Origin of the sequence: Flavobacterium sp. (genome assembly GCF_039930565.1) — a bacterium.
Classification (GTDB): Bacteria; Bacteroidota; Bacteroidia; order Flavobacteriales; family Flavobacteriaceae; genus Flavobacterium.
Genome location: NZ_JBDTTP010000105.1, coordinates 1 through 10887 on the forward strand (window position 1 = coordinate 1; position 10887 = coordinate 10887).

General features: G+C 33.8%; 11 protein-coding genes. 8 read left to right on the forward strand and 3 right to left on the reverse strand.

The features are described from left to right. The first annotated feature begins 10 nt into the window (after nucleotides 1-10). The 7 genes from prfB to ABI657_RS17875 all read left to right on the forward strand — a co-directional run bounded on the left by prfB (nucleotide 11) and on the right by ABI657_RS17875 (nucleotide 6355). A protein-coding gene (gene prfB, locus ABI657_RS17845; protein ID WP_348098634.1) for a peptide chain release factor 2 occupies nucleotides 11-1061 on the forward strand; the annotation gives its coding sequence in 2 pieces (ribosomal slippage) (nucleotides 11-25 and nucleotides 27-1061; 1050 coding nt in all). 117 nt (nucleotides 1062-1178) lie between these two features. Next, entirely contained in the window at nucleotides 1179-1625 is a 447-nt protein-coding gene (msrB, locus tag ABI657_RS17850; RefSeq protein ID WP_348098625.1) for a peptide-methionine (R)-S-oxide reductase MsrB, read from the forward strand. Nucleotides 1626-1932: 307 nt separating this feature from the next. Then, the gene (gene lpxD / locus ABI657_RS17855; RefSeq protein ID WP_348098635.1) at nucleotides 1933-2931 is read left to right on the forward strand and encodes a UDP-3-O-(3-hydroxymyristoyl)glucosamine N-acyltransferase; all 999 of its coding nucleotides are present in this window, start codon (nucleotides 1933-1935) and stop codon (nucleotides 2929-2931) included. A 231-nt stretch (nucleotides 2932-3162) separates the two neighbouring features. Next, the gene (locus tag ABI657_RS17860; protein WP_348098626.1) at nucleotides 3163-4791 is read left to right on the forward strand and encodes a carboxyl transferase domain-containing protein; all 1629 of its coding nucleotides are present in this window, start codon (nucleotides 3163-3165) and stop codon (nucleotides 4789-4791) included. 121 nt (nucleotides 4792-4912) lie between these two features. Further along, entirely contained in the window at nucleotides 4913-5335 is a 423-nt protein-coding gene (locus ABI657_RS17865; protein WP_348098627.1) for a DoxX family membrane protein, read from the forward strand. Between the two features lie 99 nt (nucleotides 5336-5434). Next, the gene (locus tag ABI657_RS17870) at nucleotides 5435-5782 is read left to right on the forward strand and encodes a hypothetical protein (RefSeq protein ID WP_348098628.1); all 348 of its coding nucleotides are present in this window, start codon (nucleotides 5435-5437) and stop codon (nucleotides 5780-5782) included. A 102-nt stretch (nucleotides 5783-5884) separates the two neighbouring features. Further along, the gene (locus ABI657_RS17875) at nucleotides 5885-6355 is read left to right on the forward strand and encodes a hypothetical protein (protein ID WP_348098629.1); all 471 of its coding nucleotides are present in this window, start codon (nucleotides 5885-5887) and stop codon (nucleotides 6353-6355) included. Nucleotides 6356-6404: 49 nt separating this feature from the next. Here the strand turns inward: ABI657_RS17875 and mazG are convergent, their stop codons facing one another. The 3 genes from mazG to def form a co-directional block, all read right to left on the reverse strand. Then, the gene (mazG, locus tag ABI657_RS17880; RefSeq protein WP_348098630.1) at nucleotides 6405-7175 is read right to left on the reverse strand and encodes a nucleoside triphosphate pyrophosphohydrolase; all 771 of its coding nucleotides are present in this window, start codon (nucleotides 7173-7175) and stop codon (nucleotides 6405-6407) included. A 95-nt stretch (nucleotides 7176-7270) separates the two neighbouring features. Beyond that, on the reverse strand, nucleotides 7271-7750 hold the full coding sequence (locus ABI657_RS17885; RefSeq protein ID WP_348098631.1) for a DUF5606 domain-containing protein: 480 nt from the start codon (nucleotides 7748-7750) through the stop codon (nucleotides 7271-7273). A 37-nt stretch (nucleotides 7751-7787) separates the two neighbouring features. Continuing rightward, nucleotides 7788-8378 carry a peptide deformylase gene (gene def / locus ABI657_RS17890; RefSeq protein WP_348098632.1) on the reverse strand — a complete coding sequence of 197 codons (591 nt, stop codon included), beginning with the start codon at nucleotides 8376-8378 and terminating at the stop codon, nucleotides 7788-7790. Between the two features lie 197 nt (nucleotides 8379-8575). Between def and ABI657_RS17895 the strand changes: the two genes are divergently transcribed. Next, a complete protein-coding gene (locus ABI657_RS17895) occupies nucleotides 8576-10798 on the forward strand; it encodes an FUSC family membrane protein (RefSeq protein WP_348098633.1) in 2223 nt (740 codons plus the stop codon). Nucleotides 10799-10887: the final 89 nt, after the last annotated feature.

The following is a 10887-nucleotide window of genomic DNA, read 5'->3' on the forward strand; positions in this document are numbered from 1 at the left end:
CCTTGGTGCGTTGAGGAGGTATCTTTGACGTTGATGCCAAACTAATTGAAATTTCCAACGAAGAAGAAAAAACTTTTGCTCCCGACTTTTGGAATAACGCTAAAGAAGCCGAAATAATTGTAAAAAACCTTCGAAACAAAAAAAAATGGATTGAAGATTACAACAAAGCCATCGAACTGACTGATGAACTGCAGCTTGCCTATGATTTTTACAAAGAAGGGGAACTTTCTGCAGAGGAATTAGACGAACATTACAGTACAACACAGACCCATATTGAGAACATCGAGTTCAAAAACATGCTTTCTGATGAAGGTGACAGCCTTAGTGCCGTGGTACAGATTACAGCCGGAGCCGGAGGAACTGAAAGTTGTGACTGGGCCGGAATGCTGATGAGAATGTACATGATGTGGGGAGAAAGTTATGGTTTCAAAATAAAGGAACTCAACTTTCAGGCAGGTGAGGTCGCGGGAATCAAAACCGTGACTTTAGAGTTTGAAGGGGATTATTCTTTTGGCTATTTAAAAGGAGAAAACGGCGTGCATCGTTTGGTTCGAATCTCTCCTTTTGACAGTAATGCCAAACGTCATACTTCTTTCGCTTCTGTTTATGTCTATCCCCTTGTTGATGACAGTATCGAAATTGACATTAATCCTGCTGATATCGAAATCACAACTTCCCGTTCCAGTGGAGCCGGTGGACAAAATGTAAATAAAGTAGAAACTAAAGTACAATTGGTACACAAACCAACCGGAATCCAAATTCAATGTTCTGAAACACGTTCTCAACAAGACAACAGACAACGCGCCATGCAAATGCTGCGTTCTCAGTTGTACGAAATCGAGTTGAAAAAGCAACAAGCTCAACGTGCCGATATAGAAGCCGGAAAAATGAAAATCGAATGGGGCTCGCAAATACGTAATTATGTAATGCAGCCTTACAAGCTAGTAAAAGATGTCCGAACAGGATACGAAACCAGTGATGTTGATGGCGTTATGAACGGAAATATTGATGCTTTCCTGAAAGCATTTTTAATGATGATGGGACAAAAAGAAGAGGAATAAATTCCTATCTGATTACATTTTATCTGAACCATTATGAGATTAAGATCAAAAACTTAATTTTTCTTAGTATCTTAATGGTTCATTTCAAAAGACAACTTCATTTTAAAATAGAGCATTATGATTAAATGGGCAGATATAATTCGGTATACCAATAAAGGAAATCCAACTCCTGAAAAAAGAGTTGAGAAAACACAAGAAGAATGGAAACAGCTTTTAACTCCTGAAGAATTTCAGGTTACACGTTTAAAAGGCACAGAAAGATCTTTTAGCTCAGAGCTTTGCAGCTTATTCGATCCGGGAATCTATGAATGTAAATGTTGTGGCACTTTACTTTTTGATGCAAACGAAAAATTTGAATCAGGAACCGGATGGCCTTCTTTTACACAACCAATCAAAGAAAATGCTATTGCTTATCATGCGGATAAAACATACGGAATGATTCGCGTTGAAGTAGTTTGCAGTACCTGTGATGCGCACTTAGGACATGTTTTTCCTGACGGTCCCGAGCCTACCGGCTTACGTTATTGCATTAACGCAATTTCTTTATCTAAAATTAAAGAGTAAAATAATTATTAAAAAGCGATTCCTTGCATATAAAAAGTGAATCGCTTTTTTATTATACCATAGATAAATAAGTACAAACGGAATTAAAACTAATCTTTAAAAAAAAGGATAACGGGCAAAAATCATAAAGTCAGTATAAATGCAAAAAAATATTAACTCATTAATATTTTAGGGCTTTTAATGTTGATTTTTGAGTATTAGTTCCATTATTTAAAACAATATTTAAAAACTTATAAATAAGATTAGGTAATTCAACTCAAATTGATTTTATTTGGCAAAAATTAAACCTAAATCAATTTATTCATTAATGAAATCCTATTCAATTCAAGAAATTAACGAAGTGATTAATGGCGTAATATACGGCACTACTTCTCAAAGTATAACTGCAACCGAACAATTAGAAAAAGCAACTGCTTCGGAAATTTCATTTATTGGTAATAAAAAATATGAAAAATTATGGTCCTCTTCAAAAGCTTCAGTAGCAGTCGTTAATGAAGATATTTCTATTGAACCCGGAGAAAACCGTGCTTTCATTAAAGTAAAAAATGCCGATTTGGCGATGTCTCAAATCCTTACACTTTTTGCTCCCCCTACTCCTATATTCCATACCAATATTCATAAAACTGCAACAATAGACGATACTGCTGTTATTGCCGACGGTGCACGTATTGGTGCCGGATGTTATATTGGACCAAAAGTTGAGATTGCTGCAAATGTTACTATTTATCCAAATGTTACTATTCTCGACGAATGTACTATTGGAAAAAACACTATTATTTGGTCAGGAACTGTGGTTCGTGAACGTTGTCATATCGGTAGCGATTGCATTATTCATCCCAATGCAACGATTGGTGCTGATGGTTTTGGATTTCGTCCATGCAAAGAAAAAGGATTGGTTAAAATTCCACAAATCGGAAATGTAATTATCGGAAATGGAGTCGAAATTGGAGCCAATTCCTGTGTTGATCGCGGAAAATTCAGCTCAACAGTTTTAGGGGACGGATGCAAAATTGATAATTTGGTTCAGATTGGGCACAACAGCCAGCTTGGAAAATTCTGCATTATGGCAGGAAATAGCGGTTTAGCTGGTTCGGTAACTTTAGGAAATGGAGTAATTATTGGAGGAAGTGCTTCTATAAAAGACCATACTAATATAGGTGACGGTTCGATTATTGGCGCTGGTTCAGGAGTTACAGGAGATGTTCCTGCAGGAAAAACCATGTTGGGATATCCTGCCGTTGAAGCTCGTGATGCATTAAAACAATGGGCTATTTTGAAAAGAATGGTTTGTGATTCCAAAAAATAATTTCAATTATTAATATAAAAAAACAGAAGATTATCTTCTGTTTTTTCGTTTACATCAATTCGTGAAATCAATAAAAAGATTTTCATTACATTAAAAATATTATTTTTATTCCTTTAAATTATCAGGATTTCAGATGTTACTTTCATTACACCTGAATAATGATTTTATTATGCGGGTTTCAATTGATTTTGTAAATTAGCCAACATTATTTTGTAAAAACATCAATTTCTTATGGATTTAAACTTCAATAAAAACGAAGATCACAATAAACTCTTACTTTCAGAACTAAAACAAAAATTTGCAAAAGTAAAATTAGGAGGAGGCGAAAAACGTATTGAAAAATTACATACAGAAGGTAAAATGACAGCGCGCGAGCGAATCGATTATTTATTGGATGAAAATTCTAAAAATATTGAAATTGGTGGTTTTGCTGGAGATGGAATGTATCAGGAACATGGTGGATGCCCTTCCGGAGGTGTTGTAATCAAAATAGGATATATCAGAGGAAAACAATGCATCGTTGTTGCTAATGATGCAACTGTAAAAGCTGGTGCCTGGTTTCCGATAACAGGAAAGAAAAACCTTCGGGCACAGGAAATCGCTATGGAAAACAGATTGCCAATCATTTATTTGGTAGACAGTGCCGGCGTTTATTTACCTCTTCAGGATGAAATTTTCCCGGACAAAGAACATTTTGGCCGAATTTTTAGAAACAATGCGCAAATGAGCAGTATGGGAATTACTCAAATAGCCGCCGTAATGGGAAGCTGTGTTGCCGGAGGAGCCTATCTTCCAATTATGAGCGACGAAGCTTTAATTGTAGATAAAACCGGAAGTATTTTTCTTGCGGGAAGTTATTTGGTCAAAGCGGCAATTGGAGAATCAATCGACAATGAAACTTTAGGTGGTGCTACGACACATTGTGAAATTTCAGGAGTAACAGATTATAAGGCTAAAGATGATAAAGATGCTTTAGACAAAATAAAAAATATAGTAGATAAAATTGGTGATTACGATAAAGCCGGCTACAGTCGTATCAAAGCTGAAAAACCTGCTTTAGAACCCAAAGACATCTACGGAATTCTGCCAAAAGCCAGAAATGAGCAATACGATATGATGGAAATCATCAATCGTCTGGTTGACAATTCTGAGTTTGAAGCCTATAAAGAGGGCTACGGACAAACAATAATTACAGGTTACGCCCGAATTGACGGTTGGGCAGTTGGAATTGTCGCTAATCAAAGAAAGGTAGTCAAAACAAAAAAAGGCGAAATGCAGTTTGGAGGGGTTATATACTCAGATAGTGCTGATAAAGCAACTCGTTTTATAGCCAATTGCAATCAGAAAAAAATTCCATTGGTTTTTCTACAAGATGTAACTGGTTTCATGGTCGGATCTAAATCGGAACATGGCGGAATCATAAAAGATGGTGCAAAAATGGTGAATGCCGTTAGTAATTCGGTTGTTCCAAAATTTACCGTGATTGTAGGTAATTCATATGGTGCAGGAAATTATGCGATGTGTGGAAAAGCATATGATCCAAGATTAATTTTTGCATGGCCAAGTGCTGAATTAGCTGTTATGGGAGGGACTCAGGCAGCAAAAGTACTGGCTCAGATTGAAGCTTCATCGCTTAAAGCGAAAGGAGAAATCATAGACGAAGCCAAAGAAGCAGAATTATTTAATAAAATAAAAGCCCGTTATGACGAACAAACATCTCCGTATTATGCAGCTTCAAGATTATGGACTGATGCCATTATTGATCCGCTAGAAACACGTACCTGGATTTCTATGGGTATCGAAGCGGCCAATCATTCTCCGATTCAAAAGCAATTTAATATGGGTGTTATTCAGGTTTAGTTTTTTTTTAATTCATAATATTCAATTACAAAAAATACAAAATTCTCATTTTAAGGAATTTAAACAGATATTACATTAAAAATTAGTAACTTAGTGTTATTATTCTTAATCACTAAGTATCATGGAAAATGTAAAAAATTTAAATAAATGGGCCAATGCGCACACTTATTTACCAATTGATTTAGTAAGTATTGTATTGGGTGCTTTTCTGTTTATGAAAGGAATTTTATTCGTTACCAACATTCAGTATTTACATGAATTAATTTCTCCTATTGATCAATTTGGAGGTGGAATGTTTCTCTTACATTACATAGCACCGGCGCATATGATTGGTGGTGTAATGATTGTATTTGGTTTATTGACACGTTGGGCAATTGCTGCTCAGTTGCCTATACTGTTTGGTGCTGTTTTAGTTAATTTCATGGGATATATGCGCTCAGAAAATTTATTGTTAGCCATAATCGTACTTTTAATTTGTATCTTTTTTCTTTTTTACGGAAGCGGAAAACATTCTGCTGATTATTATTTCAAAATGCAACAATAATAAATATTCTCCTCAAGTTATAAAGTTGAGGAGAACTTTTAAGAAGTAATTAGCACTTTAAATTTCTTTAATTGTGTTTTATGACCTAAATTTGCCAACATGAAATGGATTCATAAAACCTTTATTTTTATTTCACTTTTGATCATCACTTTTTTTGCCATACAGGCAGAAAATATTGCTGTAGAAAAAATTGAAACTGAAAAATCGGACACGAATTTTTCAAAAAATTATGTTGATACTTCCGATTTTATACAGCCGCAAAGCAGTTATCAATTTGCTGTAACTATTAAAACAAACCAGCCAAATTTAGTTAAATGGTTGGGTAACCTATTGGTCTTAATTCCATCGCATCAGGTTGTAAAATCAGTATCAAATTTCTCTAATCAATATTTTCTTCAGAGCAAAGAGGTCTCACTACTGCTCTACCCTTTCCATTATTTTTGGTAATTAATACATAAATTATTCTGAAGAATTATTTCTTCTAAACAATTAAATGGTTTTCAATCTGGAGACTGTTTGCTTTTTCATTAATTATCAAATTTAAAAAACATGGATACATCTGTAACTATTATAGGCATTGTGATTGCAATCATAGTGGCCATTCCGATTTATTTTTCTGCCCGAACGAATGCTGTAAACAAAAGTAAAATTCTTGAGATAAAAAAGAAGTTCAATCCTTCAAATCCCAAGGAATTCGATTTAACAGAATCTCAAAATAAAAAAACACTTACGATTGACACCAAAAACAGGAAGTTTATTTTGATGAATTTCAACAACAATCAAAAGGAATTTACATTTGTTGATTTAAAGACTATTTCTTCCTGCAAATTACTTGTGATCACTGAGGGAAGATCAGATTCAATAGTGAAAATTGATTTTGAGTTTCTGGAAAAAGAAACATCTAAAAAAATTACAATTCCGTTTTATGATTTCGATGACGATCGTATTAAGCAAATTAGTGCATATCAGGATCATGAATTTGCAAAAAAATGGTTGAAATTAATTCAGGATTCTATTTAATTGTTGGTTATTTAATTCGGAAAAGAGGCTCATATCGAGTCTCTTTTTTTTATAACTTTTTAGCTTCGTTCCAGAATACATCCATTTCGGCCAGCGTCATATCTGCTAATGGCTTTCCTAATTCTCCCGCTTTACCTTCCAAATACTGAAAACGTTTAATGAATTTTTTATTGGTCCGCTCTAAAGCATCCTCAGGATTTACATTTAGGAATCGTGCATAATTAATCATAGAAAACAAAACATCACCAAATTCTGCTTCAATTTTATCCTGATCACCTGCCTTAACTTCTACCTGCAGTTCTTCTAATTCTTCCTGAACTTTATCCCAAACCTGATGTGGCTCTTCCCAGTCAAATCCTACACCTTTCACTTTATCCTGAATACGGCTTGCTTTTACTAAAGCCGGTAAACTTTTGGGAACACCTTCCAATACAGATTTTTTACCTTCTTTTAATTTTAACTTTTCCCAATTTTGTTTGACTTCTTCCTCATCTTTTACAATAGTATCACTATAAATGTGGGGATGGCGATGGATAAGTTTTTCACAGATCTCATTACAAACATCTGCCATATCAAAATCATTTGTTTCGCTTCCAATTTTGGCATAAAAAACAATATGAAGCAATAAGTCTCCTAGTTCTTTTTTTACTTCGTTCAGGTCATTATCTAAAATAGCGTCACCTAATTCATAAGTTTCTTCTATGGTTAAATGCCTCAATGTCTGTAATGTCTGCTTTTTATCCCATGGACATTGTTCACGCAATTCATCCATTATAATCAATAATCTTTCAAAAGCCTTAAGCTGAATTTCCTTGCTCATTTTTGAAGTTTTTTTGTAGTGTAAACGAATAGTGCAAAAGTAAAAAATCCTGTTAAGAAAACATCTTAACAGGATTATATTTGAAGTAAAATCTACTATTCTTCCTTTTTCGCTTTTGCTTTTTTGGCAGGAGCTTTTTTTACTGGTTCCTCTACAGCAATTTCATCAGTTGTTGACGTTGCTGCCGGAGCTTCATCTGTAACAAGTCCCTTTGCCTGAAGCATATTATACCAGTTTACTATTTTTTTAATATCTGAAGGATATACTCTCTCTTCATCGTATTCCGGTAAAATTTCCTTAAAATAAGCAGCTAATTTCGCATTGTCTTCTTTATGAGAAATCGCCTGGCCCTTATTTTCCTTGACAGCAATTCGTTGCATCACTTCTGTTAATGGTTTTTCTCCTTCGTAAGTGTAAATTGAAATTTCTGACAATAAACTTACATTACTTTTTAAATTTACTGTGATTTTTTTTCCATCTAATAATGATTCTGCCACAAAACCTGTACGAGTTTGAACTTTCAATACATATAGTCCCGGTTTTCCGGAAATGGCTAAAATTTTCTCTAAATTCATGTTATTAAAATTTGTATTAAGAATTTCTTTGTTATATTTATCTTCCTTTTTTGGCAGCAGCAAATTTCATTCGGTACTCCTGAAATGTTTTGCCTTCAGTAATATTTCTTAGCTTCTTTTGAATCAGTCGCTTTTTTAAAGAAGATATTTTATCCGTAAATAATATTCCTTCAATATGGTCATATTCATGTTGAATAACCCTTGCTATCAATCCGTCAAAAACTTCCGTTTTCATTACAAAATCTTCTTCACAATATTCAACAGTAACGGTTGGTTTTCTATAAACATCTTCTCTTACATCAGGAATGCTAAGGCATCCTTCATTAAAACTCCACTCCTCACCTTCTTCTTTTATAATTTTGGCATTGATAAAAGTCTTTTTAAAACCTTTTAGATCTTTTTGTTCATCAGAAGGTAAATCTTCATCATCACTAAAAGGAGTCGTATCGATAACAAACAAACGAATGGCAATACCAACCTGAGGAGCTGCTAGTCCAACTCCGTATGCATTGTACATCGTCTCGTACATATTTGCTATTGTCTCTTTTAAGCTTGGATACTCTGGCGTAATTGCCTCGCCTACTTTTCTTAAAACCGGATCACCATATCCTACAATTGGTAAAATCATTTGTATTATTTTATGTAATTATCTACTGAAACGCTGAATTTAATACGCTAATTCAGGTCGCAAAAATAGTAAAAAATAGTCAATGAATATTTCTAAATAACATATTATCTCGCATTTTTTACCCTGTTTAAAATCAAAGCTATAATTATGCCAAATTGATTCGTACAATTCTTACCTTTGCTTGTAAACCAATTTATATGCTCGATCGTATTGCTAAATTTACCAACAGCACCTCATTTTTAAACGCATCAAAAGTAACCATTGCATCAGTCATTCCTGTTTTGACTTTACACTTTTTAGGCTATTTTGAAATTGGTTTTACTATTGCTCTTGGAGCTTTTTATACATATCCAAGTGATATTCCCAGTACTCTGAATCATAAGATAAAAGGATTGGTAGTCGCTTCATTCATTGTTTCAGGAGTAAATTTACTGGTAAATCTCGCATATCCATTTCCTTATTTATTCTATCCTTTTCTGGCAATATTACTTTTTTTATGTTCTATGATTTCGGTATATGGACAACGTGCAACTTTAGTTTCATTTTCGGCGTTACTATCAATTTCATTATCATTTGGTCATTTGCATCAGGGTATGGAAGCTCTTTATTATTCATCGTATATTTTTATTGGAGGAATATTATATTTAATCGTATCCCTGCTATTTCATTTTGTTCAGCCTTATAAATATATTGAGCTTCAGATTGCCGATGGGATACGATTAACCGCAAAATATTTAAAATTAAGAGGCGATTTATGGAGCCCTGAAGCCGACAGAAAAGAAATCATCGAAAAACAACTAATGATTCAGGTTGAACTCAACCAGATTCATGAAGATTTACGAGAAGTGTTATTTGGCAACCAAAATATTACTGTAGGAAGCAGTCAAAACCGAAAAATGCTGTTGGTTTTTATCACGTTGGTCGAAATTCAGGAACTGGCTTTATATACTTCTTTTGACCATAGTAAGCTGCATGAGAAATTCGACAAACATCCCAATGTTTTAAGAACCTATCAAAATGTGGCCTATAAACTGGCTTCAACCTTAAAAAAGCTATCCAAAAATGTACATCATATCACAAAATATATTGATAAGAATGATTTGAAAAATGAACTTGACGCACTTGAATTCGCTATTTTTGATTATGAAAAAACATTAGGAAAAGAAGAAGCCGCAGAAGGTGTTTTAATGTTGACCAATATGCTGAAATATGCTAAAAATCAGGTTGGTAAAATTAAAATCATACAGCGTGCCTTTTCACTTGCCTTGCAATCTTATAAATTAAAAGACAAGGATAAAGAATTAGAAAAGTTCCTTACACCACAATATTATCCTTTACGAACTCTGATTGAAAATCTAAGTTTTTCTTCCTCAATTTTCAGGCATTCATTACGACTGACCATTACCATTTTAATTGGTTTTATTATTGGCAAATTTCTTCCATTTCAAAATGTGTATTGGATTTTATTGACAATAGTCGTAATCATGAGACCGGGTTACGGTTTAACAAAAGAGCGCTCTTATAATCGTATTTTTGGAACTATTCTGGGCGGATTATTTGCTTTCGGAATCGTTTCAATTGTACAAAATCACGTAGCATTAAGCCTTTTATCTATTATTTGTATGCTTCTCGGATTATCTTTTGCTCAAAAAAATTATAAAATCAGCGCCACTTTTGTTACCATGTATGTCGTTTTTATTTATGGCATTCTGGTCCCGGATATAGTAGAAGTAATTCAGTTCCGAATTCTGGATTCCCTTGCCGGAGCTATTTTGGCTTTTATTGCAAATCAGTTTCTATGGCCGGCGTGGGAATTTATTAATACTCCAATACATATTGAAAATTCGATTAGGGCAAATCGGGTATACCTTAAGGAAATTGCAGATTTTTACAACAAAAAAGGCGAAGTAACAACTTCCTACAGATTAGCGAGAAAACATACATTTATTGAAATCGGGAACTTGATGACTTCTTTTCAAAGAATGATGCAGGAACCCAAATCCAAGCAAAAATTACTACCAAAAGTCAATAAATTAGTAGTGCTGAACCATTCGTTATTATCTTCATTAACATCTTTATCTACTTACATTCAATTACATCAAACTACTTCAGCTTCAGAATCATTCAACTATATCATAAAAACAATTCTTTCCAATCTGGACAATGCCGTTTCAATTTTAAGAAACGAGACAATTGTAACAGATACTTTTTTTGAAAAAGAAGATGTCACTTTGCAATTTGAAGAAATGAAACGTAAAAACTTTACTCGTTTAGCAGCAGAGGAAGAACTTGACAAAGAAACGCGTCAGGCTAAAATGCAGGAAGCACAATTGGTTATTGAACAATTAATCTGGATGAGCAACCTGTCTGAAAAGATTTTAAAAATTACACAAGAGTTAAAAACAACCAACCCGGATTGATTAATCCGGGTTGGTTGTTTTTTTTATAAAATTTAACCCGTTGGGTGAAATTATTTAAGAGAATAAAAAAAGATTAGATATTGGTCAAG

What these genes read in the sequence shown, in the direction of transcription:
- msrB (WP_348098625.1), top strand. Translation starts at nt 1,179, where the DNA reads ATGATTAAATGGGCAGATATAATTCGGTATACCAATAAAGGAAATCCA.
- lpxD (WP_348098635.1), top strand. Translation starts at nt 1,933, where the DNA reads ATGAAATCCTATTCAATTCAAGAAATTAACGAAGTGATTAATGGCGTA.
- ABI657_RS17860 (WP_348098626.1), top strand. Translation starts at nt 3,163, where the DNA reads ATGGATTTAAACTTCAATAAAAACGAAGATCACAATAAACTCTTACTT.
- ABI657_RS17865 (WP_348098627.1), top strand. Translation starts at nt 4,913, where the DNA reads ATGGAAAATGTAAAAAATTTAAATAAATGGGCCAATGCGCACACTTAT.
- ABI657_RS17870 (WP_348098628.1), top strand. Translation starts at nt 5,435, where the DNA reads ATGAAATGGATTCATAAAACCTTTATTTTTATTTCACTTTTGATCATC.
- ABI657_RS17875 (WP_348098629.1), top strand. Translation starts at nt 5,885, where the DNA reads ATGGATACATCTGTAACTATTATAGGCATTGTGATTGCAATCATAGTG.
- mazG (WP_348098630.1), bottom strand. Translation starts at nt 7,175, where the DNA reads ATGAGCAAGGAAATTCAGCTTAAGGCTTTTGAAAGATTATTGATTATA.
- ABI657_RS17885 (WP_348098631.1), bottom strand. Translation starts at nt 7,750, where the DNA reads ATGAATTTAGAGAAAATTTTAGCCATTTCCGGAAAACCGGGACTATAT.
- def (WP_348098632.1), bottom strand. Translation starts at nt 8,378, where the DNA reads ATGATTTTACCAATTGTAGGATATGGTGATCCGGTTTTAAGAAAAGTA.
- ABI657_RS17895 (WP_348098633.1), top strand. Translation starts at nt 8,576, where the DNA reads ATGCTCGATCGTATTGCTAAATTTACCAACAGCACCTCATTTTTAAAC.